The sequence below is a fragment of the Paenibacillus sp. P3E genome (assembly GCF_001909045.1).
GTDB lineage: Bacteria > Bacillota > Bacilli > Paenibacillales > Paenibacillaceae > Paenibacillus_AQ > Paenibacillus_AQ helianthi.
The window spans coordinates 1-25,231 of sequence record NZ_LVWH01000225.1 but is presented as its reverse complement, the minus strand read 5'-3'; the positions used below and the strand labels follow the sequence as shown (position 1 = coordinate 25,231).

At 51.3% G+C, this 25,231-nt stretch carries 22 protein-coding genes, 8 tRNA genes, 1 rRNA gene and 1 riboswitch; of the genes, 3 read left to right on the top strand and 28 right to left on the bottom strand.

From position 1 onward, the window contains the following. Nucleotides 1–354: 354 nt before the first annotated feature. Nucleotides 355–461, bottom strand: a riboswitch (TPP riboswitch). A 74-nt stretch (nucleotides 462–535) separates the two neighbouring features. The 12 genes from trxB to A3842_RS29160 all read right to left on the bottom strand — a co-directional run bounded on the left by trxB (nucleotide 536) and on the right by A3842_RS29160 (nucleotide 12,507). Further along, the gene (trxB, locus tag A3842_RS29215; RefSeq protein ID WP_074088718.1) at nucleotides 536–1,489 is read right to left on the bottom strand and encodes a thioredoxin-disulfide reductase; all 954 of its coding nucleotides are present in this window, start codon (nucleotides 1,487–1,489) and stop codon (nucleotides 536–538) included. Nucleotides 1,490–1,508: 19 nt separating this feature from the next. Beyond that, nucleotides 1,509–3,242, bottom strand: a complete 1,734-nt coding sequence (locus A3842_RS29210; RefSeq protein ID WP_074103640.1) for a tetratricopeptide repeat protein — start codon at nucleotides 3,240–3,242, stop codon at nucleotides 1,509–1,511. Between the two features lie 265 nt (nucleotides 3,243–3,507). Further along, nucleotides 3,508–4,458, bottom strand: a complete 951-nt coding sequence (locus A3842_RS29205) for a ribose-phosphate diphosphokinase (RefSeq protein ID WP_062523658.1) — start codon at nucleotides 4,456–4,458, stop codon at nucleotides 3,508–3,510. A gap of 23 nt (nucleotides 4,459–4,481) precedes the next feature. After that, nucleotides 4,482–5,309, bottom strand: coding sequence for a histidinol-phosphatase HisJ (gene hisJ, locus A3842_RS29200; protein WP_074088716.1), 828 nt, complete (start codon nucleotides 5,307–5,309; stop codon nucleotides 4,482–4,484). 15 nt (nucleotides 5,310–5,324) lie between these two features. Further along, a complete protein-coding gene (gene hisIE, locus A3842_RS29195; protein WP_074103639.1) occupies nucleotides 5,325–6,053 on the bottom strand; it encodes a bifunctional phosphoribosyl-AMP cyclohydrolase/phosphoribosyl-ATP diphosphatase HisIE in 729 nt (242 codons plus the stop codon). After that, a complete protein-coding gene (hisF, locus tag A3842_RS29190) occupies nucleotides 6,050–6,808 on the bottom strand; it encodes an imidazole glycerol phosphate synthase subunit HisF (protein ID WP_074103638.1) in 759 nt (252 codons plus the stop codon). Before hisF ends, hisIE begins: the two co-directional genes overlap by 4 nt. A 400-nt stretch (nucleotides 6,809–7,208) precedes the next feature. Next, the gene (hisA, locus tag A3842_RS29185; RefSeq protein WP_074103637.1) at nucleotides 7,209–7,946 is read right to left on the bottom strand and encodes a 1-(5-phosphoribosyl)-5-[(5-phosphoribosylamino)methylideneamino]imidazole-4-carboxamide isomerase; all 738 of its coding nucleotides are present in this window, start codon (nucleotides 7,944–7,946) and stop codon (nucleotides 7,209–7,211) included. 76 nt (nucleotides 7,947–8,022) lie between these two features. Next, nucleotides 8,023–8,646 (bottom strand): imidazole glycerol phosphate synthase subunit HisH, encoded by a 624-nt coding sequence (gene hisH / locus A3842_RS29180; RefSeq protein WP_074103636.1) that lies wholly within the window; start codon nucleotides 8,644–8,646, stop codon nucleotides 8,023–8,025. Between the two features lies 1 nt (nucleotide 8,647). Continuing rightward, a complete protein-coding gene (gene hisB, locus A3842_RS29175; RefSeq protein ID WP_074103635.1) occupies nucleotides 8,648–9,259 on the bottom strand; it encodes an imidazoleglycerol-phosphate dehydratase HisB in 612 nt (203 codons plus the stop codon). Then, entirely contained in the window at nucleotides 9,249–10,556 is a 1,308-nt protein-coding gene (gene hisD, locus A3842_RS29170) for a histidinol dehydrogenase (protein ID WP_074103634.1), read from the bottom strand. Before hisD ends, hisB begins: the two co-directional genes overlap by 11 nt. A 23-nt stretch (nucleotides 10,557–10,579) precedes the next feature. Next, the gene (gene hisG / locus A3842_RS29165) at nucleotides 10,580–11,236 is read right to left on the bottom strand and encodes an ATP phosphoribosyltransferase (RefSeq protein ID WP_074088709.1); all 657 of its coding nucleotides are present in this window, start codon (nucleotides 11,234–11,236) and stop codon (nucleotides 10,580–10,582) included. Between the two features lie 53 nt (nucleotides 11,237–11,289). Beyond that, entirely contained in the window at nucleotides 11,290–12,507 is a 1,218-nt protein-coding gene (locus A3842_RS29160) for an ATP phosphoribosyltransferase regulatory subunit (protein ID WP_074103633.1), read from the bottom strand. A 348-nt stretch (nucleotides 12,508–12,855) separates the two neighbouring features. Here A3842_RS29160 and gnd point away from each other — a divergent pair, with 348 nt between their 5' ends. From gnd to gntK, 3 genes are all read left to right on the top strand, one after another. Then, nucleotides 12,856–13,758, top strand: a complete 903-nt coding sequence (gene gnd, locus A3842_RS29155) for a phosphogluconate dehydrogenase (NAD(+)-dependent, decarboxylating) (RefSeq protein WP_074103632.1) — start codon at nucleotides 12,856–12,858, stop codon at nucleotides 13,756–13,758. A gap of 134 nt (nucleotides 13,759–13,892) precedes the next feature. After that, nucleotides 13,893–14,564, top strand: a complete 672-nt coding sequence (locus A3842_RS29150; protein WP_074103631.1) for a GntR family transcriptional regulator — start codon at nucleotides 13,893–13,895, stop codon at nucleotides 14,562–14,564. A gap of 64 nt (nucleotides 14,565–14,628) precedes the next feature. Further along, a complete protein-coding gene (gene gntK, locus A3842_RS29145; RefSeq protein WP_074103641.1) occupies nucleotides 14,629–16,158 on the top strand; it encodes a gluconokinase in 1,530 nt (509 codons plus the stop codon). 104 nt (nucleotides 16,159–16,262) lie between these two features. Here the strand turns inward: gntK and A3842_RS29140 are convergent, their stop codons facing one another. The 16 genes from A3842_RS29140 to A3842_RS29060 form a co-directional block, all read right to left on the bottom strand. Then, nucleotides 16,263–17,414, bottom strand: a complete 1,152-nt coding sequence (locus A3842_RS29140; RefSeq protein ID WP_074088705.1) for an acyltransferase — start codon at nucleotides 17,412–17,414, stop codon at nucleotides 16,263–16,265. A gap of 221 nt (nucleotides 17,415–17,635) precedes the next feature. After that, nucleotides 17,636–18,151, bottom strand: a complete 516-nt coding sequence (locus tag A3842_RS29135) for an acyltransferase (protein WP_074088704.1) — start codon at nucleotides 18,149–18,151, stop codon at nucleotides 17,636–17,638. Beyond that, nucleotides 18,148–18,801: a pyrophosphatase PpaX gene (gene ppaX / locus A3842_RS29130; protein ID WP_074103630.1), complete on the bottom strand. Its 654-nt coding sequence runs from the start codon at nucleotides 18,799–18,801 to the stop codon at nucleotides 18,148–18,150. Before ppaX ends, A3842_RS29135 begins: the two co-directional genes overlap by 4 nt. A 9-nt stretch (nucleotides 18,802–18,810) precedes the next feature. Further along, complete coding sequence (gene lgt, locus A3842_RS29125) at nucleotides 18,811–19,842, bottom strand: prolipoprotein diacylglyceryl transferase (RefSeq protein ID WP_074103629.1); 1,032 nt, start codon at nucleotides 19,840–19,842, stop codon at nucleotides 18,811–18,813. Nucleotides 19,843–19,854: 12 nt separating this feature from the next. Further along, a complete protein-coding gene (hprK, locus tag A3842_RS29120) occupies nucleotides 19,855–20,793 on the bottom strand; it encodes an HPr(Ser) kinase/phosphatase (protein WP_074088701.1) in 939 nt (312 codons plus the stop codon). A 333-nt stretch (nucleotides 20,794–21,126) separates the two neighbouring features. Next, a complete protein-coding gene (locus A3842_RS29115) occupies nucleotides 21,127–22,248 on the bottom strand; it encodes an ABC transporter ATP-binding protein (protein WP_074088700.1) in 1,122 nt (373 codons plus the stop codon). A gap of 109 nt (nucleotides 22,249–22,357) precedes the next feature. Further along, the gene (locus tag A3842_RS29110; protein WP_074088699.1) at nucleotides 22,358–23,452 is read right to left on the bottom strand and encodes a PucR family transcriptional regulator; all 1,095 of its coding nucleotides are present in this window, start codon (nucleotides 23,450–23,452) and stop codon (nucleotides 22,358–22,360) included. A gap of 595 nt (nucleotides 23,453–24,047) precedes the next feature. Further along, nucleotides 24,048–24,120: transfer RNA gene (locus A3842_RS29100), tRNA-Lys, on the bottom strand. A gap of 7 nt (nucleotides 24,121–24,127) precedes the next feature. Further along, nucleotides 24,128–24,213, bottom strand: a tRNA-Tyr gene (locus tag A3842_RS29095). A 6-nt stretch (nucleotides 24,214–24,219) separates the two neighbouring features. Continuing rightward, nucleotides 24,220–24,295 (bottom strand) — tRNA-Phe (locus tag A3842_RS29090). A gap of 27 nt (nucleotides 24,296–24,322) precedes the next feature. Further along, nucleotides 24,323–24,400, bottom strand: a tRNA-Asp gene (locus tag A3842_RS29085). A 15-nt stretch (nucleotides 24,401–24,415) separates the two neighbouring features. After that, a tRNA-Thr gene (locus A3842_RS29080) sits at nucleotides 24,416–24,491 on the bottom strand. 32 nt (nucleotides 24,492–24,523) lie between these two features. Next, nucleotides 24,524–24,599, bottom strand: a tRNA-Val gene (locus tag A3842_RS29075). A gap of 9 nt (nucleotides 24,600–24,608) precedes the next feature. Beyond that, nucleotides 24,609–24,685 (bottom strand) — tRNA-Met (locus A3842_RS29070). 26 nt (nucleotides 24,686–24,711) lie between these two features. Then, a tRNA-Ser gene (locus A3842_RS29065) sits at nucleotides 24,712–24,803 on the bottom strand. A 78-nt stretch (nucleotides 24,804–24,881) separates the two neighbouring features. Further along, nucleotides 24,882–25,231, bottom strand: a 23S ribosomal RNA gene (locus A3842_RS29060); the annotation flags it as partial.

The following is a 25,231-nucleotide window of genomic DNA, read 5'->3' as shown; positions in this document are numbered from 1 at the left end:
CGTCGATGAGTCTTGCAGGTCATTTCCCTTTGTGTGTTTTCCTGTAAGATATACGATTTCGTATAGGTTTCCCCGTTTTTACGGCGGGTCACCCAGCATCGCCGCCACCTCTGGTTCACTGCATTCCGGGCTGGACTTTGCCTGCAGGCCCTTCGGATTCTTCCTTACGGAAGACACCCTGCCCTTCCGGCAACCTTCGGTTGCCGGAAGTCTGCTTCGGCTACGGCACTTTAAAGGGTAAAGTCACCGGGTGGATTTGAACCACCTAGATAGTGCGACTGTGAGGCGCACGCAAAAAGCCGCTCCACCTGGAGCGGCTTTATTCATGAACAGCCCAATAAGGCTGTGCTCAAAAAAGGTCCGGCTCCACTTTCCTACGCTGGTATGATCCAGATCAGGTTCAAGGGTCCGGGAATTCAATTTCCCCGTCTCAGCCAATTCAGGCTCCCCTAGTGGGTATCTTATCTAATTAAATACAATCTACTTTAGCAGGTATTTATTGTCAATCAAAAAATTTGTTTAACCAGCATTGTGGTTACTTATCCAGCGCTTCGCTCCAGTCATGTACCATAGCGCCTTCCAGATATTTCTCAGCATCCATAGCAGCCATGCAGCCGGTTCCTGCAGCCGAAATCGCCTGCCGGTAACGGGTATCCTGAACATCCCCACAAGCGAACACGCCGGGAATGTTGGTTTCGGTTGTCCCCGGATTCACAACGATGTAGCCGTTGGCATCCGTAGTAATCTGACCGCCCAGGAACGCGGTATTCGGTGTGTGGCCGATAGCGACAAATACGCCATCTGCTTCCACGAGCTCCTCAAGACCCGTATCATTGTTACGGACGGTAAGTCCCTTCACCCCGGTATCCCCGATGGTCACTTCAAGCGGTGTGCGGTTCAGGGCCCAAGCTACTTTGCTGTTCTCCCGCGCCCGGTCCTGCATAATCTTCGAAGCGCGAAGTTCCGGACGGCGGTGGACCAGAGTTACACTGGAAGCGAATCGCGTGAGGAAGCTGGCTTCCTCCATCGCGGAGTCGCCGCCGCCGACCACGACAATCTTTTTACCACGGAAAAAGAAACCGTCGCAGGTTGCACAGGTACTTACCCCGCGGCCGACATTCTCCTGCTCTCCCGGTATGCCCAGGTACCTCGCCGAAGCACCGGTCGATATAATCACCGACTCTGCTTCCAGTACACCCAGACCATCCACGGTTACTTTGAAAGGGCGCTGCGAGAAATCCACAGAATCCACCCAGCCATTCTTAAATTGAGCCCCAAAGCGTTCTGCCTGCTTGCGCATGTTATCCATCAGATCCGGACCTAGAATACCTTCAGGAAAACCAGGAAAGTTCTCTACCTCTGTCGTCGTAGTCAATTGTCCTCCTGGCTGCAGTCCTTCAATAACAAGGGGGCTGAGGTTGGCACGTGCCAGGTAAATCGCAGCAGTTAATCCTGCCGGACCTGTTCCGATTACAATTGTTTTGTACATTAGCAAGTCCTCCTTAGGGTCAGATATTTTCCGTAAATGGCGGCAAAATGTCTGCTGCCGCCCCGTCCTGCGTTAACCCGCATGCTTGATGAATACGCCGTGCGTACCTGCTTACCATAGAGACGGAAACGCCGTAATGCTGTGCAGCCTCGCGGTAAGTAACCGGATGACCATGAAGCTTGGCGGTTAGATATTCCAGAGCCGCACACCAGCCCTCTGCATGCCGGAACAAGGGTACATCCGGATAGAGGCGGGCTATGAACTGCTTCCAGAGGAGCTCGGCATCCCTCTTCTGGGCGGCATCCAATCTCCGGTCCATCACAGCAGCCATATGATCTATAATCCGCTGCCAGTCTTCCTTCCACTCTGGCGGCCCTTTATGGCTTGACACAACCGGTTCCTGAGCCGCCCTCTGGACTACACTTTCCTCCGGACTACCGCCGATCAGCCGCTGCAGACTGAGAAGCGCAGCCTCCTGCAGCGGTTCCTGTTCCGAAACTCCCTTCAGAACATCGGATATTTCATCGTCCTCAATCCAGCGCAGCGCTTCTGTCACCTGGAGCTTCGTACTAGCATCACCGTAGCGCAGCGCCCAGAAGAACGAAGCGCGCAGCAGCGGATTATTCTGTACTTCTTCCGTGAAGCTGTCCGTATTGTTCTTCCACTGCTTCAGCTGCTCCTGAAAAGGCAGCTGATAATTATAGCTTACCGGAGGCAGCGGCCTGCCCTCTGACTGTGCCAGCTGCATCTGGGACAGAAAAAATTTCGGCACTGCTGATTCAGGGTCCAGCCTGGAAGCCATCTGCCAGCAGCGTATAGCCTCAGTATGAAGCCCGCTATTGCTGGCCGCCGCCGCGCAATAATGGTATAAGCCGGCATCACCGCCGACCTCTTCATCCTTCAGCAGACGGCGGAAATGTCCATATGCAGTTTGGTGCTTGCCCAATATGCCCATCGTTGTCGCCATTTTGAATACATGCTCCTGATGAAAAGGCACTGTCGCCTCAAGCATACGCACCAATCCCGCAAGCTGGTCCTGATCGCCAGCATATTGCAGGAAAATCGCCATATTACAGAGCGCATGCAGGTTGCCCGGGTCCTGCTTCAGCACTTCGCCAAGACATTCCTTGGCTTTGGCGAAGCGGCCCATATAGAAATAGGCAAGAGCCAGATTGTTATGTGCCGCCAGGAAGTCAGGAATGTTCTGGACAATCTCTTCAAGCAGCTTGACCGCTTGCGGGAATTTGCCTTCCTCCAAAAGACTCCGGGCTCTGTCATGCTCCACCACACCTTCCCGGCTGCGGATCCGGACTAGCGGAGCGGGCCGGTTCAGCTCATACTGCAGCAGTTCCATCAGCTCTTCGGACTCGGCCAGAAACTCACCGCTTGCATCCTCTTGCAGATAGGTCACAAGACTGCGCTCCGCCTCTTCAAAGTTTTCCATATTAGCGTAGTTATTAGCCATATAGAAGTGGCACTCTGTCATAGTAGGATCAATCTCATCCAGAACATGAGTCAAGATGTCGTTGGAATCCTCGTATTTCCCCATCTCGGATAATATACCCGCCATATTGCAATGATTCACCGGGTTTTCCGGCTCATATTCAACAGCTTTGCGAAAATTCTTCAATGCCTTATCATATTGAAAGCGGTCCAATGACCGTACGGCTCTTTCAAAGAAAAAATTGGCATCCAGAGTGACGGGAATCACGTTACCATTCACCACGTTATTCTCTGAAGTTCTCTCAATCATGGAAGCAAGGCACCTCCCTTTGTAAGCTTCCTTATCCTCACGAAAAATAGGAGAGCGGCAGCAAACGCCTGCCCGGACTCCCACCTAAGTGCCGTCGTTTCCATTTTTGGTCCCGACTGTCTTCACACAGTATACCACATGTGACAGGGGGATTCTCAAGATTGGAAGGGACTCTTCAGGAGGAAAAAGCTTCAAAAAACTATTCAAGCCCCCTGATTGTTCAGTCTGGTTTGTCTCTTGCCCCAATATAAAAAAGACGCAGGAATTAAATCCCCGCGTCTCTGAACAGCTTATCAATAGAACCGCCTTCAATAATAATGCGTGTGGCTTCAGCCAGCATAGGTGCTACGGAGAGCACAGTGAACCGGCTGGAATGATCATCCGGCAGCGCAATGGAATCGGTAACGACAATTTCATCTATATTGGGGTGAACCATACGGCTTAGTGCATCTCCCGAAAAGAGTCCATGAGTTGCACAAACGATGCTGTTCTTCGCCCCGCGCTCCTTCAGGCCTTCCACCACATTCACAATCGTTGTGCCTGTATCGATCAAGTCCTCGATAATAATAGGCGTCCGACCCTCTACATCCCCAATCACATGCGTAATCACCGATTCATTGTGAGCCGGGCGCTTCTTGATCATAATAGCAAATGGTGAGTCCAGACGGCTGGCCAGCTTCTCTGCCATGGAGGCACGGCCTGCATCCGGGGATACCACAACCAGGTCGGACAAGCCTTTTACCTTCAGATACCCGCTGATCAGATCAAGTGCTGTCAAGTGATCGACCGGGATGTTGAAAAAGCCTTGAATAGCCGCTGCATGCAGATCAATCGTAATCACACGGGTAGCTCCGGCGGTTGTAAGCACATCAGCTACCATCTTGGCCGATATCGGCTCGCGCGGCGCGGATTTGCGCTCCTGTCTGGCATAGCCGTAGTAAGGCACAATAATATTCACCGTTCTTGCCGAGGCCCGCTTAGCCGCATCAATCATGACCAGCAGCTCTACGAACAGCTCATTAATGGGGTGAGCGAGGGATTGCACCAAAAATACGTCACAGTTCCGGATGCTCTCTTCATAATGCACATAAATCTCGCCGCTCTTGAAGCGGGTCAGCTTAATCTGGCCCAGCGGTGCGCCCAGACGCTCCGCAATATCAGCGGCCAGCTTCGGATTCGACGAACCGGAAAAAATACGCAATTGATGATGATGCATAGTACCCTCCTGGGGATCAAAATTTATAGTTCAAACGGAACCAATGTACGGACGCGACCCTCAAACACAGCCAATTCGCGGAAACCGGTGTGCCACAGCATGCTGCGGGCTTCCTGCAAGCCGTCTCCCAGCTTCATTGGATCATGGGCATCAGAGCCCAGGGTGAGCGGTATGCCCAGCGTCAAAGCCTGCTGCAGCACATGCTCAGCAGGAAACATCTCTGCGCAGGGCTTGGTAAGCCCTGATGCATTAAGCTCCATCGCTATGCCGCTGCCCGCTATCGCACTGAGCGCCTCCAGCTCCATCGCCCGCACCTTTGCCTTGCCCTCTGGTGTCTGTGGACCGTAGCCAAACCGTTTGATAACATCCATATGTCCTATAATATCATATAATCCCGATAACGCCGACTTCCGTACAGCATCATAATACCGGCGGTAAACCTCCATCACATCTTGACCTTCCCAGCCCTGCGTCTGGCGAAAATCCGTAATATCCCATTCTCCGAGAAAATGTACCGAACCGATCAAATAGTCCCAAGGATACGGTGCCAAAAGCTCACGGATCTGCTCCTCGTAGCCCTCGATATAATCGGCTTCCAGTCCTACACGCAGCTCAATCCTTCCGCGATAACGCTCCTTAAGGTTCAGACATTCGTCCACATAGCGGGGAAGCTCGGATAACGGCATCGCCATCTCTGGATAGTAGGTATCCGGGTCTACATGAAGAAGCGGCAGGTGATCAGACAAACCGAGCTGCTCCAGCCCCAGTTCAACCCCCCGCTGCACATACTGTTCAAGGGTACCTACTGCATGTCCACAGCGCTCATGGTGGGTATGGTAATCAATACGCATGCTGAAGGCTCCTTCCTAATCACGGCGCGGCCGTTCATGGCGGGCGCTCAGTTCCTTCATAATCTCATCCAGCGGAAGCTTGCGCTCCTGCAGCAGCACCAGCAGATGGTAGATCAAATCGCTGACTTCAAGGCGCAGCTCGGCATTGTCTTTATTTTTGGCGGCGATGATCGTTTCCGAGGCCTCTTCGCCCACTTTTTTCAGAATTTTATCAACGCCTTTATCGAACAGGTAGGTTGTATACGCGCCTTCCGGCCGTTCTGCTTCCCGCTCGGCAATCACCCGCTCCAGCTCCCCGAGAACGGCAAAACGCTCACTGTCGCTTAGCCCCTGCGAGGCAGTCGCGGCAGTTGGTTCCTTAACGCTGCCTGCTGCTGCCGGATGGCTCAGCGGGAGCTCGCGGAAGAAACAGGAGGTCTCCCCTGTATGGCAAGCTGGCCCTTCCGGTACAACCTTCAACAGCAGAGTGTCGCTGTCGCAGTCATAATGAATGGAAGTAATAGCCTGGGTATTGCCCGAGGTCCCCCCTTTATGCCACAGTTCGCTGCGTGACCGGCTCCAGAACCAGGTCTGTCCGCTCTCCAGCGAGAGCTGCAGCGATTCTTTATTCATATAGGCAACCATTAGCACTTCCAGACTGTTCGCATCCTGCACTACGGCAGGGAGCAGTCCAGCTTCATTCCAGCGTATGCCCTCTAATACTTTCTGTTGGCTCTGGGCTGTTAATTGCTCTGCTTCGCTCATCGGATCTCTACCCCTTTTTGCTTCAGATCTGCCTTCAAATCATGAATGGCGATTTCTTTATAGTGAAAAATCGTCGCCGCTAGTCCAGCGTCGGCTTTACCTTCCGTAAATACATCATAAAAATGCTCCGTCTTCCCTGCTCCCCCAGATGCAATCACGGGAATGGTAAGCAGGTCACTCACCGCAGCAGTCAGCTTCAGATCGAAGCCGTCCTTCGTGCCGTCCGCATCCATACTGGTCAGCAGAATCTCGCCTGCACCCAGCTTCTCGGCCTCCTTGGCCCAGGTCAGCGCACGGATTCCCGTAGGCTTGCGCCCGCCGTGCGTGTATACTTCCCATTCGCCCCAAGCCTCATTGTATTTGGCATCCATCGCCACTACAATACACTGGGCTCCGAAACGCCGGGCCCCTTCGAGAATGAGCTGCGGATTATTGACCGCCGCTGTATTGATCCCGATTTTGTCCGCACCCGCGCGCAGGATGCGCTTCATATCCTCCGGAGTAGAGATCCCTCCGCCCACTGTAAAGGGGATGGCAATTTCACCTGCGGTCTGCCGCACGACTTCAACCATCGTGGCCCGGCCTTCCACAGAAGCTGAAATATCCAGAAATACAAGCTCATCGGCGCCTTCTTGGTCATACAATGCCGCCAGCTCCACCGGATCACCGGCATCGCGCAGATTCACAAAGTTCACGCCTTTGACTACCCGCCCGTCTTTAACATCCAGACAGGGAATGATGCGTTTGGCTAACATGAAATAACCCCTTTCCATAGTTTTCGAGTGAAAACCTTTTACGATCCAACCTTTTACGATCCAACCTTTTCGATCCCCCTAAATCCCCCTTAGCCAAGGGGGACCCCAAGGGCCCCGGCCCTCTGGACACCCGGATGGCTGGCGTGGGCAGGGGCCTAAGCTCCCGGGCAATTATGGCTAATGAGCGCTTACCCCTGCGGGGCCGCTTCTACGTCGTTGCACCTGCAAGGGCAAAACCTTAAACTTTAAACCTTAGACCTTAAACAACTTTCGTGTTCCACGTTCTGGCCCCTCACGGGACGGCGGCTTCGAACCGCCTGCGTAAAGAATAACCATAAGATGAACTAAACTTGGAATCGAGCTCAAACTGCATTCGTGCAGCTAAAACCTGTCGGTCATTCTATTTCCCGTTCAGAGCCTGCAAAGCCTCGGTAAGATCAATATTGCCAGTGTATAGCGCTTTGCCGACTATCGCACCGCCGATGCCGCTGCCGCTATGTACGTTAAGGCGCAGCAGGTCGTCCAGACTTGTGACGCCGCCCGAGGCGATCACGGTTTTACCGCTGGTAGCAGCCATGGACACGATACCCTCGATGTTCGGACCCTGCATCATACCGTCGCGTGAGATGTCGGTGTAAATGAACGTTTCAGCGCCTTTGGCTGCCAGCTCCTTGGCCAGATCCTCTGCACGAACCTCAGAGGTGTTCAGCCAGCCATGAGTGGCAACATAGCCACCACGGGCATCAATCCCAATCGCCACTTTGTCGCCGTATTTGGCGAGCACAGCCTCTGTGAAGGCATGATCGTTGATGGCGGCTGTACCGATAATGACACGGCTGACGCCGAGTCCCAGCAGTTTTTCCACATCCGCAATCGTGCGGAGGCCTCCGCCTACCTGTACGGGAACACCCGCGTTTTTGGCGATAGCCCCGATGATGGCGTCATTTACCGGATGTCCGGCTTTGGCTCCGTCCAAATCCACGAGATGAATAAATTTCCCGCCCTGCGCTTCCCAAGACTTGGCTACCTTCAGCGGGCTGTCGTTATATATGGTTTCCTGGTTGTAATCCCCCTGCTGCAGTCTGACGCATTTTCCATCCCGGATATCAATCGCCGGATATACGATAAAAGAAGACATGAGGCGCTCCCACTTTCGCTACAATATAGTCAATAGTCATAAAGAGAGTTTCTTAAGTTCATTATATATAGTGGGCTTATACCCGCGTATCCTTCAGTTGCAAGAAATTGCCCAGCAGCTTCATTCCAAGCTCTCCGCTCTTCTCCGGATGAAACTGCATACCAAATACATTCTCCCGGCCTACAATAGCCGTAACCGGATGACCGTAATCTGTGATGGCGAGCAAATCGCTCTGCTGTTCCATGACAGCATGGAAGGAGTGGACAAAATATACATGCCCTGCTTCAAGTTCCGCGAACAACGGACTCTGCGGCTGGAGGAAATCCAGCTTGTTCCAGCCCATATGCGGGACTTTGTAGCCCTCACGAGGTGCAAAACGGACCACCGAGCCAGGCAGAAGATCAAGCCCTTCATGAGTGCCGTATTCTTCGCCGCTTGTGAACAGCAGCTGCATTCCGAGGCATATCCCCAGCAGCGGCTGTCCTGAAGATGCTGCCTCACGGACCACAGTATCCAGTCCGCTCTCCCGCAGATGCTCCATCGCATCGCCAAACGCACCGACGCCCGGCAAAATGACGCTATCGGCAGCAAGAATCTCCCCGGCCTCACCCGTCACAAGACTTTTGTACCCGAGTCGTTCCACCGCCTTGCTGACACTATGCAGATTGCCCATGCCGTAATCGACGATTGCAACGGTCATTCTACAGCACTCCCTTCGTGGAAGGCACACCCTTCACGCGCGGGTCAATCCGTGTCGCTTCATCCAGCGCCCGGCCCAGCGCTTTGAATATCGCCTCGATCATGTGGTGGGTATTCGAACCATAATGCACGATCACGTGCAGTGTAATCCGTGCCTCCAGTGCGAATTTCCACAGAAATTCATGCACCAGCTCTGTGGAAAAGCTTCCAACCTGTTGCGATGGATATGCAGCACGATACTCAAAATGCGGACGGTTGCTGATATCGATAACCACCTGAGCCAGTGCCTCATCCATAGGGATGAAGACACTCGCGTAGCGCTTGATGCCTTTTTTGTCGCCCAGTGCCTCACGAAGCGCCTGTCCCAGACAAATGCCGATGTCCTCCACGGTGTGGTGATCGTCAATGTCAATGTCGCCCCGCGCCTGCACGGACAGATCAAACTGGCCATGCTTTGTAAATAAATCCAGCATATGATTCAGAAACGGGACATCCGTCTCCAGCTCCGAAACCCCGCTGCCGTCCACGGCCAGCGTGAGCTTGATATCCGTTTCATTCGTTTTACGGCTAAGTCCCGCCTGGCGTACGGCCTGGGCCTCGTTGTTATTTTCCATTTCCGTCTCCACCCTTCGCTTCGTTCTGCAGTCTGACCTCTATTGCACGTGCATGGCCTTCCAACCCCTCGCGGCGAGCCAGCTCAATAATTGTTGCCCCGTCCTTCAGCAGTGCTTCCTTGCTGTAATAGATCAGGCTTGATTTTTTAATGAAATCATCCACATCCACCGGCGACGAGAACCGTGCTGTGCCATTGGTTGGAATAATATGATTCGGGCCGGCAAAATAATCGCCGACCGGCTCCGAGCTGTACGGACCGAGGAAGATAGCTCCGGCATTCTCAATGCTGCCGAGCAGACCCATCGGGTCCTCTGTAACAATCTCCAGATGCTCCGGCGCTAGCCGGTTCACAACGGAGATCCCTTCCGCCAGCGACTCCACGACGATGATCGCGCCATAGTTGTCCACGGATGCGCGCGCGATCGCCTCGCGCGGAAGCTCACGCAGCTGCCGTTCTACTTCGGCAGCAACGGCCTCCGCCAAGCGCTGCGATGGCGTAACCAGGATGGCCGAGGCCATCTCGTCATGCTCGGCCTGCGAGAGCAGGTCGGCCGCGACGTAGGCGGCCTCAGCGGTATCGTCGGCGAGCACGACGATCTCGCTCGGTCCGGCGATGCTGTCGATATCGACAGCGCCGTAGACCTCGCGTTTGGCCAGGGCCACGTAGATGTTCCCTGGCCCGCAAATCTTATCGACCGGCACGATAGACTCCGTGCCGAAGGCCAGGGCGGCGATCGCCTGCGCGCCGCCCACGCGGTAGATCTCGTTCACGCCGGCTTCTGCGGCGGCAACGAGGATGTAAGGATCGATGCCCTCCGTGCCGCCGGTCGAAGGCGGAGTGACCATCACAATCTCCGGCACTCCGGCAATCTGAGCCGGAATCACGTTCATCAGCACCGAGGACGGGTATGCCGCCTTGCCGCCGGGCACGTATACGCCCACTCGCTTCAGCGGGCGGATGATCTGGCCCAGGATCGTGCCGTCCGGCTGCAGATCCATCCAGGAATTGCGTTTCTGCCGGGCATGAAACGCCCGGATATTGGCTGCGGCGGCGCGGATCGCCGTTACAAAGGACTCCTCCACCCTGCCGTATGCAGCCTGGAGCTCCTCTGCCGTTACCCGCAGCTGTGCTGCAGTAAGCGCAGCGCCGTCGAACCGCTCCGTATAACGGAGCAGTGCCGCGTCGCCTTCTTTTTTAATATCGGCCACAATTTCCTTCACGGCCTTATTCTGCTCAGGCGTTCCGTACTCTACTTCACGCTGAAGCTTAAATTCCTTGCTCGATTGAACCTTCACCGCTGCTTCCCCCTTTTACATCCTTAGCGCTCTACTCCGCCCGTTGCCGCTCCCGGTCGGGTGATAACCGCCTGCAGGCGGTCGCATAGTTGCTGAATTTCTTCGTTCTTCATCCGGTAGCTTACTCGGTTGGCCACAAGACGGCTCGTAATCTCGAAGATGCTCTTCATCTCCACCAGCCCATTGTCCTTCAGCGTCTGGCCGGTCTCCACCATATCAACAATACGGTCTGCAAGACCGATTAGCGGTGCAAGCTCAATGGAACCATTCAGCTTCACAACCTCCACCTGCTGCCCCTGCTCGCGGAAATAGCGGGAAGCCACATTCGGATATTTCGTCGCCACCCGTTGTTGAATACCCGGCTGCCAGTTCGGCAAGCCGATAATCGACATCCGGCAGCGCGCGATCCCCAGATCCAGCAGCTCGTAGACGTCACGGTTTTCCTCCAGAAGCACATCTTTGCCGACAATTCCGATATCCGCGACACCATATTCCACATAAGTGGGAACATCGACCGGTTTGGCCAGGATAAATTCCATTCCCGCTTCCGGCAATGAAATCACCAGCTTACGCGACTCTTCACCATCCGCCGGAATCGGCAGCCCCGCTTGACGGAACAACTCGGCTGCTTTATTGTAAATCCGACCTTTTGGCATGGCCACCTTCAATATCTGCGCCATTATCATCGACCTCCGTTTCCATATCTTTGCCTATATACCTGTATATGTAGAACTTAGCCATGCTCGCTGACAAAAGAAACGAATGTATAAATCTCCCCGTACGTTTTGCCTTCCGCTTCAACCGCATTTGTGTCCAAACGCTTCACTGTCTTCAGATCACCGGCCTCGCTGGCCAGCCGTGTCACCACTACATGGCCTTCAGCCCGCAACCGCGCCGCCTCCTCCAGACCTTCTTTGCGCCGGGAAGCGTCGTACTGGATTAGGACTGGAAGCTCTTCCTCTTCCGGTACCCCGGATACACCGTCCAGAATACGGTTCGTCTTCAAAGAGAAGCCGGTTGACGGAATGGGGCGCCCGAATTGCTGCAGCAGATTGTCATACCGGCCACCGCTGCATACCGGAAATCCAAGCTCAGAGGCATATCCCTCAAAGGTCATCCCTGTATAATAGGAGAAGTCGCCAATCATCGTCAGATCAATCAGAACATGCTGAGAGACGCCATACGATACCAGTACTTCCCACACCTTGCATAAATGCTCGATAGAGGTACGGGCCAGCGGATGGCTGCTGAGCTCCAGAGCTTGACTGCAGATTTCCTTGCCTCCCCGCAGCCGCAGCAGTCCATCCAGCTCATTCTTCTGCGCCTCAGTCAGTTCAAGCTGGCGGAGCGTCTCGCGGAAGGCCACATAATCACGGTTTAGCAAATGGCTCTTCAGTTCTTCCTGCGCTTCCGGAAGACCGGCTACCGCCTCCTGGAACAACCCGTCGAGGAAGCCAACATGCCCCATGGCGATTTTGAAAGACTTCACGCCCGCCGCCTGCAGCGAGGAAATCGCCAGCGCCACAACCTCGGCATCAGCCTCCGGTGAATCATCGCCGACAAGCTCTACCCCGGTCTGGAAGAATTCAGCTTCCCGCCCCGCTTCCTCCTCAATGGCCCGGAACACATTAGCGTGGTAGGACAGGCGGAGAGGCAGCGGCTCATCCTTTAACAGTGAAGAAACCACACGCGCCACCGGCGCTGTCATCTCCGAGCGGAGCACCAGTGCCTGCCCGCGGTTGTTAAGCAATTTATAGAGCTTCTGATCGGATGTAGAGCTGGCCACGCCGACGGTATCGTAATATTCCAATGTGGGCGTAATCATCTGCCGGTATCCCCAGCGGCTCATGCAGTGCAGCACATCATTCTCGATCTTGCGCAGTTTGGCCACTGCACGCGGGAGATAGTCACGCACGCCAGCCGGCTTCTCGAATCCCTTTGGTTTGGACATCTTCATTGGTCACCTCGTCAGATATCATCAATAGTAGGAAATAAACGCTTTATTATGGTACAGTGGTAACAAAGTAAAGCAGTGGCAATATCGTATCACGGACGATCCTATACGTCAATTGAACCTTTGATATATAGAATAGCATAATTGCTTACATATAGAGTGATGTTGAGATTTTTATATATGGTCTCCATCCACACCTCTTAATAGCCGGGAGCCTTACTCTCACGAATATTAATTACATACAAGATTACCCTTTACAAGCTATTCAGTGCAGTAGTAAGATACAAACAAAGTTGTATACAAGTACACAAGTTATCACAAGAATCTGCTAAGGAGTGAACTACAATGAAATTGGGCATGATCGGACTGGGCAAAATGGGTTTTAACCTGGCACTGAACCTGATGAACCATGGGCATGAGCTTGTGGTAAGCGATATCAACCCGCAAATGGGGCTGCAGTTAGCCGAACGGGGCGCGCTTGCCGCTTCATCCTTGGAGGAAGTGGTTGCGAAGCTTGAACATCCCAGAATAGTCTGGGTCATGCTCCCTGCCGGCGAGATCGTAGGAGGAGTGATTGAGAGTCTATCCCGGCTATTGGATGCGGGGGATATCATCATAGACGGCGGCAACTCCCACTACAAGGAATCCATTGCACGGGCAGAGAAGCTGCGTGAGCGCAGCATTTATTTATTCGATGCCGGCACATCCGGCGGAACGGAGGGGGCTGAGCATGGAGCCTGCTTAATGGTTGGGGGCGATCCGGAGGTATTCAAGGACATTGAACCGCTATTCCGTGATCTCGCGGTCGAGCGGGGTTACCTGTACGCAGGGGAAAGTGGCAGCGGCCATTTTTTGAAGATGATCCATAATGGTATTGAGTATGGAATGATGCAGTCCATTGCCGAAGGTTTTGAGCTGCTGGAGAAAAGCCCGTTCGACTTTAACTATGAGCAGGTTGCCGGACTGTGGTCGAATGGATCTGTGATCCGCGGTTGGCTGATGGAGCTTGCACAGAACGCTTTTGCCAAAGATCCGAAGCTTTCCGGAATCCGCGGGGTAATGCAGAGCTCCGGAGAAGGTAAATGGACCGTTCAAACTGCACTTGATCTTCAAGCCAGCACACCGGTTATTGCCCTCTCTTTGCTGATGCGCTACCGTTCCCTTGAGGACGATACTTTCCACGGCAAGGTTGTAGCTGCGCTACGCAATGAATTTGGCGGTCACGCTGTTGTGCAGGAGAAGGACTGATTTGAATTACAGAATGCGCTCCAGGCAAGGAACGGCGCAGGTTAACCGGATGGAACGGTGAAGACATTGTATGCTAAAATTAATGGAATGCCTGGTCTTAGCTAACAACTAATCACACAGAGGAGTCCTTTTACATGCATTATCCTGCCACATGGCTGCAAGGAGCTTCCCTTGGAGAATCGATTGCCTGTGAACTCAGGCTGCAAATCATAAATGAAAACATCAAACCAGGCGAGGTGCTTTCGGAGAACCGGATTTCAGCCGATTTTGGCATCAGCCGTTCTCCGGTCCGTGAGGCACTCAAGACCTTGGCTGGCGAGGGATTAATCCGTCTGGAAAGAATGGGAGCCGTTGTTGTAGGACTGAACATCAAAGATGTTGAGGAGCTCTATGATGTCCGGTACCTCATCGAGAGCTTTGCCCAAGAACGGCTCGCCATGAATATACAGGAATCGCTAATCCGACAGCTCGAACAGAGTATCGACAGAATGAAGCTGGCCGTCAAGCACAATGATTACGTTGAGTTTGCCCGCCAGGACTTCTCTTTTCATGAATCCATTATCACCGAAGCGAAGCACACCAGGATTCTTCATTTATGGAAGAGCATCCGTTATATTGTAATGACCGTCATTCTAATTACTACCGAAAAAGGCTTTACCCTCGGAGAGGAACGGATGCATTGGATAGCGGAGAAGCACCGCGTGGTTATTGAGGCACTTCGTTCAGGAGATCGTGAAACGATCCATAAGGTGGTTCAGGAGTATTTTGCCGATTCTTCTGAAACGCTGATTCGCAGCCTGTCCTAATCATTTAAAATATCCGGATAGCATCTTCATTGGAAAGAAGGTTTGCAGATTGGGCACATCCTATATGCTAGGCGTCGATATTGGAACTACAAGCACTAAGGCTGTCCTCTTTGAGGAAAACGGAAAAATTACCGCACAAGCGGATCAGGGTTATCCGCTGCACACCCCTTCATCCTCGGTTGCAGAACAGGACCCGGACCAGATCCTGTTTGCTGTGGTCCATACCGTCGGAGCCGTCATGAAGGACAGCGCCATCAGGCCCGATTCTGTCCTTTTTCTTTCGTTCAGCTCCGCCATGCACAGTGTAATTGCTGTAGACCATGCGGGTAATCCTTTGACAGCGTGTATTACATGGGCAGATAACCGAAGTGCTGCCTGTGCAGCACGCTTGCGAGACGAATTAGGCGGCCACGAGCTATACCTGCGTACAGGAACACCTGTTCATCCTATGTCCCCGATCACCAAGCTGATGTGGCTGGGGGAGGAGCAGCCGGAGCTGTTCCGCCAGACATACAAATTCATTTCCATTAAGGAATACATCTTCGCCAAGCTCTTCGGTGAATATGTTATTGATCATTCTATAGCCTCTTCCACTGGCATGTTCAATTTAGAACAGCTGGACTGGGATACGGAGGCCCTGAGTATTGCCGGCATTACCGCGGAGCATCTCTCCAAGCCTGTTCCCACTACCCAGATTATGCAGGGCCTCCAGCCTGGTTGGTCTGAGAAGCTCGGTTTGTTGCCAAACACTCCGTTTATAGTTGGTGCCAGCGACGGTGTCCTCTCCAACCTTGGTGTGGGCGCTATTAAGCCAGGGGTCGTTGCTGCCACAATCGGAACCAGCGGAGCCATCCGCACAGTTGTCGACCGGCCGCTTACCGATCCCAAGGGACGGATATTCTGTTATGCCCTGACAGAGAAACACTGGGTTATCGGGGGTCCGGTGAACAACGGGGGAATGCTTTTCCGCTGGGTGCGTGATGAGTTCGCTGCCTCCGAGGTGGAAACAGCCAAACGTCTGGGTATTGACCCCTATGAGGTGCTGACACGCATTGCCGAGCAGGTACCGGCGGGCAGTAACGGCCTCCTCTTCCATCCCTACCTTACCGGAGAACGTGCGCCGCTATGGAATCCGGATGCCCGAGGTTCCTTTTTTGGCCTAACGATGAATCACCATAAAGAGCATATGATCCGTGCCGTGCTGGAAGGTGTCATTTTCAACATGTATTCTGTGTTATTGGCCATGGAGGAGCAGATCGGACAGCCGGCCAAGATTCATGCCACCGGAGGCTTTGCCCGCTCATCACTGTGGCGGCAGATGATGGCTGATATTTTTGACCAGGAGGTTGTCATTCCAGAGAGCTTCGAGAGTTCTTGTCTGGGAGCGGTTGTGCTTGGCCTTTACGCTACCGGACGCACAGACACCTTTGATATTGTTTTTAAAATGATCGGCTCGACCCATCAGCATCATCCAATCAAGGAGCACGCTGACGTCTATAAACAGCTGCTGCCGATTTATATCTCCGTTTACCGCAGTCTGGAGAGCCATTATCAGGCTATCGCCGAGTTTCAGCGGGAACAAGCCGGAGAGTAACAGCCGCTCTACCCGTTTTGCTTAATATACCAAACAAAGCGCCGACCCGTCGCAGGATGCGAATGGTGGCGCTTTGTTTGGTATGATCTTTGATAGAATGGATGCTAAAGGGCTGCCTTTTTCTTCGGCATCTGCGGTCCGGAACCGAATACAATCCAGGCAGGCTTCACATAACGGAAGACGAGAGCAACCACGAGCCATGAACCCAGCAAGGCCACAAGCCAACCGCCGGCAATTGCCGCTGTATATGCGAGTGAACCCCCGTGAAACGGAAGTTTTCTGTATAGGAACAGCAAGGCCGGATGAAGCAGGTAGATTCCAAAGGAACAAGCACCGATGGAGATCAGCATACGGCTCAGCAGACGCTTGCCTGTCCCATAGAGCAGGAACGACAGTTGCAGCAACACAATACAGGAGAGCAGTGCCTGCAGATTGGAGAAGCCTTCATACCACAGGCTGTTAATTACCGTTTTTTTCGTATAGTTATTGAACCAGAGCTCTACATGAGTGATTCCAGCGGCAGCCCATAGCACCCAGAGCATAATCCACCCCGGACCTTTACCGGAACGCCATCCTTCACGTGAGAGGACCAGCCATTTTTTCAATGGACTATAATAGACGGCAATTGCCGCCCCCAGCAGAAAGTAGGAGAAGTAAGTAATAGCCAAACTACCTTTGGACAGTTGCCAGTAACCGTGATTGGTCATGTATTTATTGAGCAGTACGAATCCCCATTGCAGAAGCAGACCTATTATGGGTGCCCAGGCAGCAAGACGCCGGACCTTCTGAAGGCACCATAACATGAGCGGGAACAGGATATAGAACTGGATAATAATGATGATGTAATACAGATGGGTATACGCCGTCCCGGTAAGCAGATACTTGCCCAACTTCCGGGCCATTTCATCCAAAGGCATACTCCAGGTATGACCTGCTGTCATTTTTAGAATAAAGTACATGAGTGAAAATACAACATAAGGCAAAATAATATATATCAGCCTGCGGCTATAAAACTTCCCCAGTGTTTTCCCGCTTAGCGGACGGTCAATATAATTGTAGAACAACACAAATCCGCTCAGAAAGACAAACGAAGGTACGGCGAACTGGCTGAATTTGTTAATGAACAAAAACGGATGGAACATCGAGGTGTCCAGTGTCTCCGCAAGTGTGCGTGAAGTAGCATGAATAGCGATCACCGCAAATATCGCAACTGCCCGAAATATATCCAGCTGCGGAATTCTTTCCTTTTGTCCCATTTCATTTCCTCCTGTGAACTCGCACCCCAGGTGCCTGTATCCAATCATATCCTTTGCTGCCTAACCAACATTGACAATGTAGCCTGACCTAAGTATATCGCCACAATCCGCCAGTTTAATACTTAAAGGTTGCTTAACATTTCTGTTTTACATAACAAAACCCCGCAGTTCCTGCGTAAGTGCACGCAACCTGATCCTGCAGGGCAACTTTTATTGCATCACTAATCTTGTAATACCTCTTCGGCATTCATCCCTGTAGAAGGCGTCAATTCCCGCAGCGGGTTGCCTCCAACAAAGGAACCTGCGGCTACATCCTTATGCACTACAGAACCTGCCGCTACAATCGCCCCATCCCCGATGGTTACGCCAGGGAGAATCGTTGTATTGGCACCGATCAGCACATTTTCACCGATAATGACCTCACCCAGGCGGTACTCCTTGATCAGGTATTCATGTGCGAGAATGGTAGTGTTGTAGCCGATCACGGAATTCTCACCCACCGTAATCTTTTCCGGGAAAAATACATCCACCATGGCCATCAGTCCAAACGCCGTGTGCTTGCCAACCTTCATACCCAGAACGTTACGGTATATCCAGTTCTTAAGCGAAAGAATTGGACAATACCGGGCAATCTGTATAAAAATAAAATTGCGTACACCCTTCCAGGGACTAACCGTTCGGTAAATGTACCAAAGAGAATTATGTCCTTCCACAGGATAGCGGGTTACTTTTCTCACGGTCCCATCGTCCCCTGCTCCACAATATTGAAGATATCCTCCATATCATGAATGATATAGTCCGGTTCATATTTCCGTAACGTCTCTTCACCTTTGAGTGACCAGGCTACTCCCGCCGTAAGTACACCTGCTGCCTTGGCCGACTGAATATCAACCGCACTGTCTCCCACCATCAATGTTTTTCGGGGATCAACACCCAGGTTGCTGACAGCCCTCAGAACCGGTTCTGGATGTGGCTTGGGCTGAACTACATCGCTTACGGTAACAATCGTCTCCATATACTTTAGCAGATCGAACATCTCCAGCGCCTTCATCGTGGTCGGACGAATCTTGGTCGTTACAATTCCCAGTCTGATACCGCGCCGTGACAGTTCTTCCATCGTCTCATTCACATGGGGAAAAGAACCAATCAATTCGTCATGATGAGCATTATTATAGGCCCGGTAGGCAAGCTCCAGTACACTGGTATCCTCTAGACCAGAAAAAACTCTCATCTGCTGCTGAAGCGTAGTCCCCATATGAGGAATAATCTGTTCCCGGGTTAGCGGGGGCAGATTATTCTCCTTGAGCGCATGTATGAACGAGTTGATAATCAGCTCATTCGTATTTACAATCGTTCCGTCCAAATCAAATAGTACACATTCTATCATTAGCTTCTGCTACTCCTTCGATACTTCATCCGGTGTCTTGTCCGGTTCCGGCTGTCTAACCGGTGGGGCACTCTGCGGCGTATGTACCGCACTGTCCGGAACTATCGTATCTACAGCAGCGGCCTTCGTACTGATAATAGGATCAGAGTAATGATCCTTGGGTTGACCCGTTACCCGTCGGACAATGATTATTATTATAGCTGCTACTATAGTCAGCAGTGCCAGCAGCTGCGAGCTACGGATATTCCCGTAAGCTGGATCAAGGTATCCTTGTTCAAAACCAAACCACTTCATCGGTGACCATAAGCCATTCAGGAACGATGCAAGTCCGCTGCTTCCTTGAAACCCCAAACTGTCTGTACGGAGCGCCTCGATAAAGAAGCGGCCAATGGAATACCAAATGAAATAAGACAGGAAGATCTCACCTGCACGCACGAATTTTTGCCGGCGCAGGACCATCAGCAGCAGGATACCCAGCAAACTCCAGAGGGATTCATACAAGAAAGTGGGGTGATGAAAAGCATCTCCTATGTACATCTGGTTCACAATGAAATCAGGAAGATGCAGCTTATCACGAAGGAAGGACTCTTCTACAACGCCACCATACGCTTCCTGGTTCACGAAGTTGCCCCAACGCCCGATCATCTGGCCTGCAAGCAGTCCGGGTGCACAAATATCCACAATCCGCCAGAAGGGGTACCCTTTGTAACGGAAATAAATCATACCGCAAATAACCGCACCGATCAGAGCGCCATAAATAGCGATCCCGCCATTCCAGATTTTGAAGACATCCGCAAAGTTGTCCTTATAATCCTCCCATTTGAATGCCACATAATAAATACGCGCACCAATGATGGCTGAAGGCAAACCAAGGAGCAGCATATCCATGAAGAATTCCTGTGAAATATTGAAGCGCTTGCCTTCCTGGATGGCCAAAAGTAATCCAACCAACGCACCGACACCAAGTATTAGACCATACCAGTGAACCGGCAGAGAACCGATGGAGAAGACAATCGGATCAATCGCTAATGAAAAAAACATGCTCTCACACTCCTAGTCCAAATCATCCATGTCTTCAGATATGGTGGCAGTAAGCTTATTCGTAAATTGTAATGCAGCATTGTAGCCCATCTGCTTCAAACGATAGTTCATTGCTGCTACTTCTATAATAACTGCAAGGTTACGTCCAGGACGCACGGGAATAGTCACAAGTGGCACATCCGTATCAATAATCCTAGTCGTTTCCTCATCCAGTCCGAGCCGGTCATACTGTTTGTCCTGCTGCCAAGCTTCCAGTCTGACCACCAGTGTAATCCGTTTATGATTACGAATAGCCCCTGCGCCAAACAGTGTCATAACATTAATTATCCCAACACCGCGAATTTCAAGCAGATGACGGATCAGTTCCGGTGCTGTACCATGCAGCTGATTATCCGAGGTTTGGCGGATTTCCACCGCATCATCGGCAATCAAACGATGGCCGCGTTTTACGAGCTCAAGCGCTGTCTCACTTTTACCGATACCGCTACTGCCGGTAATTAGCATCCCCACACCATACACATCACACAGAACACCATGAATGGTAGCTGTAGGTGCCAGTTTCCCTTCCAAAAAGCTGGTGAGCCTGCTGGAGAATATTGTAGTCGCCATCGAGCTTCGCAGCACTGGCAGTCCCTTTTCATTGCTAATATCGATAAGCTCCTGAGGCACATCAAGGGCTCTCGTAATCACAATACACGGTGTATTGTCGTTACAGATCCCGCGAATTCTGCTCTTGCGCTCTTCATCCGGAAGCATTGAGAAAAAAGCCAGTTCGGTTTTGCCCAGAAGCTGAACACGTTCCTCCGGATAATATTCAAAATAACCAGCCATTTCAAGTCCCGGACGATTCAAATCATCCACTGTAATAGGTCTTTTCAGACCCTCTTGTCCGGAAACAACCTCTAACTGAAAATGCTGCACCAATTCGGATACTTTTACCTTCTTAGCCATGTGTGTCCGTCCTTTCGTCACCAGCGGTGTTATCCGCTCGCCCGCATTTGGTTAATACTAATTCCCATTCCAGCCGCAGGTAATTCTCCTGCTATCTTAATGGATAACGCCTATGAATGCAATCTTAATAGCCGCAGTTCCTCCCGCATGAAGCCTGATGAAAAACCTGAATTTTATGAACAGCAGTATGTAAAAATAAACAGCCCCACTTGGTGGGGCCTAGGCTTCGGTCCAAATTCAAGGTTTGTAGAGGATCTTCAATAAAAAAGGCTGGTCCTGTTTATTAAAAAAGCCGCCTTCTCAGGCGGCTTAGTTCAAGCAGGTCTAACTATCTTATCCGAGCAAAATGTTAAGTTCGGATTCTTTATCGAAGAGATGGATTTTGTTCATGTCAATGGCCAATTTTGGCTTGCTGCCTTCACGAGTAGTCGAACGTCCATCTACACGTGCAATCACAGTGTTAGTGCCAAGACCGCTCAAATAGAGGAGCATTTCATGACCAAGGTTTTCAGTAACATCAACCAACGAAGTGAAGATTGTATTCGGCGAAGCTTCCAGGAATACTGGTTCTTCGTGAATATCTTCTGGACGAACGCCCATAATTACTTCTTTGCCGATGTAGCCTTTGTTGCGAAGTAGTGTAGCCTTGCCACCTGGAACTTCAACATCAAGGTTCTCAGCACGGAAGCGTACAGCACCACCAACATCAGACAATGTACCGTTGATAAAGTTCATTGTAGGGGAACCAATGAATCCGGCTACGAACAGGTTCGTAGGCTCATTGTACAGTTCTTCAGGAGAAGCAGCTTGTTGAATAATACCATCATACATAACTACGATACGGTCACCCATTGTCATAGCTTCTGTCTGGTCATGTGTTACATAGATACAAGTGGTTTCCAGGCGTTTAACCAGTTTAGTGATTTCCGCACGCATTTGACCACGAAGTTTAGCATCCAAGTTGGAGAGAGGTTCATCCATCAGGAAGACTTGCGGATCACGTACGATAGCGCGGCCCAGTGCGACACGTTGACGTTGACCACCGGACAATGCTTTTGGTTTGCGGTCAAGCAAGTGTTCGATATCGAGGATTTTCGCAGCTTCGCGAACTTTCTTGTCGATTTCTTCTTTTTTCACTTTACGCAGTTTCAAACCGAATGCCATGTTCTGATACACGCTCATGTGCGGGTACAGGGCGTAGGATTGGAATACCATCGCGATATCGCGGTCTTTAGGAGCTACGTCATTGACTACACGGTCGCCAATGTACATTTTTCCTTCAGAGATTTCTTCCAGACCAGCAATCATACGCAAGGTTGTGGATTTACCGCAACCGGAAGGTCCAACCAGTACCAAGAATTCCTTATCTTTAATATCAAGATTGATATCGATTACTGTCGCTTTATCGGAACCCGGGTATTTTTTGAAAATATGCTCTAAACGTACGCCTGCCATTTTATTTCCCCCTCGAGTCAATTATTAGATTAAAAAATAAATCGCTTTCTTGTACGTTTATCTTACCCCACACATGCCGCGATGGCTATTTGTAAGGTTCACAAAAAACCTATTTTCTTTTCGTCACTTTATACAATAACATGGCTAACTTTACAATAGCGGCGTCTCCAAAGCTCCGGACATCGGCGCCAGTCTCCTGTTTGATCTTATCCAGCCTGTACAGTAGCGTATTCCGGTGGATATATAGCTTTTTTGCTGTTTCACTGACATTACAGTCCATCTCGAAAAAAGTCTCCAGAGTCAGAAGCATCTCTTTATCCGCCAGCACAGAAGTATAATCTCCTATTTGTCCGAGCAGTTGTCTGCGGCGGTCATCGGGAATACTATTGACTAGACGCTCCATATGGAGCTCCCATGGCAAATGAATATAGTCTCCCACCTGGAAAACCCGGCCCAAAATGATTGTTTCCCGCAGCAAAGCTACGGACCCGGTCAATCCCTTCACAGGAATAATCGCAGGTGCCACCGCCAGGTGAAATACTCCCACCCACTCGCTGGCAATCAATTCATGCAATCCCATGCAAGTCTGAGCCAGCAGATCCTCATTACTCTCTTCCTCATCATCCTTATCATCCCCGCCGGTGAGCAGTTCCTTACGGGCTAAAATTAACCATTCCTTCTCCTGAAGCGGAATAAGCAGAATTTCATTCTCGAAGTAACTCCTCAGCAGCTTCATCAGCGAACGGTAGGTTACTTGCGGGTTATGAACATTTTCGCTGACCAGCAGGAATGGAATCATCTCCCCCACCAGCCGTCCCTTCAAAGTCATCTCATCAGGAATTTCCGCATCATTCTTTTCCTGCTCTAATTGGGCATTCAGCCAGCCGCTAAGCTGACGGGCCTCCAGTTCGCCTTCTTCCTTAAGGCCTGTCGCCTTCAGGGCTATAGCGAAATTCCTCGCAGCATAATTGACCAATTGCACTTCTAAAGGAGTCAGCCCATCGAGTTCCAGCCAAATCGCCGTGATCCTTCCCTCGTTCTCATACAAAGGCACCCATAGGTGTCCCTCGTGGAACACTGGCTGTTCCTGCTCTTCTGTACCTATGCCAAAAAGGGAAGCCGAATGCTGCCTCCCAAGCTGTTTGATTCCAGTTCTCTTTCCGGTGAGCTGCTCCAACTTTTGACGCAAAACCTCACTATCCATCGTCACCATACTCCACCACTTTTGCTCTTTTCGCCTATTTTATCACATTTGTCGTCAATATGCGCCTAAGTAAACCCGCTGTAATGACAAACGTAAATATCATCGAGCATGTATGTGCCCCTTTTTTACCGGATGCAGAGGATCCGGGTACAACTTTTTCGGTCCCTTTCCCCCACATGTCGGCGATTGCCCCCTCTATCACAGCTACAGTAGCCTGTTCAGCATGTACTGCTACATCCCCATCTCCCATACATGCTCCATATCTGTCATTAGGGACCGTTTATCAGTCTCAATATGCTTATTTTTATGAAGGGAACTCCCCCAAACTCCCGGCAAATTTAGAATCCACCCGATTATGAACAAAAGTTATAAATCCACGTTCCGTCTGAATTTTCACCCTATTCGCTAAAAACACCATCATTCACCTCGTCTACCCGCGCCATTGGCTGTTCTATATACATTATGTTTTCATTCTTCATCCGCTCAAGAATCTGAATGAAGAAAGAAATTCTAAACTCGAACTCAGAACATACTATTGGGAATTATGGAAATACAAAAAAGCCACCACCTAAAGGTGATGACTTTCAGATTGGAATGAGCCATGAAGGACTCGAACCTTCGACACCCTGATTAAAAGTCAGGTGCTCTACCAACTGAGCTAATGGCTCATAAAACTGGTGGAGGCTGATGGATTCGAACCACCGAACACGTACGTGAGCAGATTTACAGTCTGATGCGTTTGGCCACTTCGCTAAGCCTCCACAATATGGTGGCGCGGGAGGGAATCGAACCCCCGACACAAGGATTTTCAGTCCTTTGCTCTACCGACTGAGCTACCGAGCCATATAAACAAGCCTTAAAACATAAAAATGGCGGAACCGACGGGATTCGAACCCGCGATCTCCTGCGTGACAGGCAGGCATGTTAGGCCAACTACACCACGGTTCCGCATTTATTAGAAAATGGTGCCGGCGAGAGGACTTGAACCCCCAACCTACTGATTACAAGTCAGTTGCTCTACCAGTTGAGCTACACCGGCACGGTGTAAAACCTGAAACTAAAAGATAAAAATGGTGGAGGCTGAGGGGTTCGAACCCCCGACCCTCTGCTTGTAAGGCAGATGCTCTCCCAGCTGAGCTAAGCCTCCAGGTATGTATGGTAGCGGCAGAGGGGATCGAACCCCCGACCTCACGGGTATGAACCGTACGCTCTAGCCAGCTGAGCTACGCCGCCACAATAACATGGTAATGGATTTAAAATGGCGGAGAGAGAGGGATTCGAACCCTCGCACCGCTTACGCAGTCTAACCCCTTAGCAGAGGGTCCCCTTATAGCCACTTGGGTATCTCTCCAATTGATATAGCCATGTAAATCCACACAGGAACCTTCATTCCTGAAAACTGAATCCGAAACGAATCTGCGTTTATCATTTGGATAAGCCCTCGACCGATTAGTATTGGTCAGCTCCACACGTTGCCGTGCTTCCACCTCCAACCTATCTACCTCGTCGTCTTCAAGGGGTCTTACATACTGGGAAATCTCATCTTGAGGGGGGCTTCACGCTTAGATGCTTTCAGCGCTTATCCCGTCCGTACGTAGCTACTCAGCCATGCTCCTGGCGGAACAACTGATGCACCAGCGGTACGTCCATCCCGGTCCTCTCGTACTAAGGACAGCTCCTCTCAAATTTCCTGCGCCCACGACAGATAGGGACCGAACTGTCTCACGACGTTCTGAACCCAGCTCGCGTACCGCTTTAATGGGCGAACAGCCCAACCCT

What these genes read in the sequence shown, in the direction of transcription:
- trxB (WP_074088718.1), bottom strand. Translation starts at nt 1,489, where the DNA reads ATGTACAAAACAATTGTAATCGGAACAGGTCCGGCAGGATTAACTGCT.
- A3842_RS29210 (WP_074103640.1), bottom strand. Translation starts at nt 3,242, where the DNA reads ATGATTGAGAGAACTTCAGAGAATAACGTGGTGAATGGTAACGTGATT.
- A3842_RS29205 (WP_062523658.1), bottom strand. Translation starts at nt 4,458, where the DNA reads ATGCATCATCATCAATTGCGTATTTTTTCCGGTTCGTCGAATCCGAAG.
- hisJ (WP_074088716.1), bottom strand. Translation starts at nt 5,309, where the DNA reads ATGCGTATTGATTACCATACCCACCATGAGCGCTGTGGACATGCAGTA.
- hisIE (WP_074103639.1), bottom strand. Translation starts at nt 6,053, where the DNA reads ATGAGCGAAGCAGAGCAATTAACAGCCCAGAGCCAACAGAAAGTATTA.
- hisF (WP_074103638.1), bottom strand. Translation starts at nt 6,808, where the DNA reads ATGTTAGCCAAACGCATCATTCCCTGTCTGGATGTTAAAGACGGGCGG.
- hisA (WP_074103637.1), bottom strand. Translation starts at nt 7,946, where the DNA reads ATGTCTTCTTTTATCGTATATCCGGCGATTGATATCCGGGATGGAAAA.
- hisH (WP_074103636.1), bottom strand. Translation starts at nt 8,646, where the DNA reads ATGACCGTTGCAATCGTCGATTACGGCATGGGCAATCTGCATAGTGTC.
- hisB (WP_074103635.1), bottom strand. Translation starts at nt 9,259, where the DNA reads ATGGAAAATAACAACGAGGCCCAGGCCGTACGCCAGGCGGGACTTAGC.
- hisG (WP_074088709.1), bottom strand. Translation starts at nt 11,236, where the DNA reads ATGGCGCAGATATTGAAGGTGGCCATGCCAAAAGGTCGGATTTACAAT.
- A3842_RS29160 (WP_074103633.1), bottom strand. Translation starts at nt 12,507, where the DNA reads ATGTCCAAACCAAAGGGATTCGAGAAGCCGGCTGGCGTGCGTGACTAT.
- gnd (WP_074103632.1), top strand. Translation starts at nt 12,856, where the DNA reads ATGAAATTGGGCATGATCGGACTGGGCAAAATGGGTTTTAACCTGGCA.
- A3842_RS29150 (WP_074103631.1), top strand. Translation starts at nt 13,893, where the DNA reads ATGCATTATCCTGCCACATGGCTGCAAGGAGCTTCCCTTGGAGAATCG.
- gntK (WP_074103641.1), top strand. Translation starts at nt 14,629, where the DNA reads ATGCTAGGCGTCGATATTGGAACTACAAGCACTAAGGCTGTCCTCTTT.
- A3842_RS29140 (WP_074088705.1), bottom strand. Translation starts at nt 17,414, where the DNA reads ATGGGACAAAAGGAAAGAATTCCGCAGCTGGATATATTTCGGGCAGTT.
- ppaX (WP_074103630.1), bottom strand. Translation starts at nt 18,801, where the DNA reads ATGATAGAATGTGTACTATTTGATTTGGACGGAACGATTGTAAATACG.
- lgt (WP_074103629.1), bottom strand. Translation starts at nt 19,842, where the DNA reads ATGTTTTTTTCATTAGCGATTGATCCGATTGTCTTCTCCATCGGTTCT.
- hprK (WP_074088701.1), bottom strand. Translation starts at nt 20,793, where the DNA reads ATGGCTAAGAAGGTAAAAGTATCCGAATTGGTGCAGCATTTTCAGTTA.
- A3842_RS29115 (WP_074088700.1), bottom strand. Translation starts at nt 22,248, where the DNA reads ATGGCAGGCGTACGTTTAGAGCATATTTTCAAAAAATACCCGGGTTCC.
- A3842_RS29110 (WP_074088699.1), bottom strand. Translation starts at nt 23,452, where the DNA reads ATGGATAGTGAGGTTTTGCGTCAAAAGTTGGAGCAGCTCACCGGAAAG.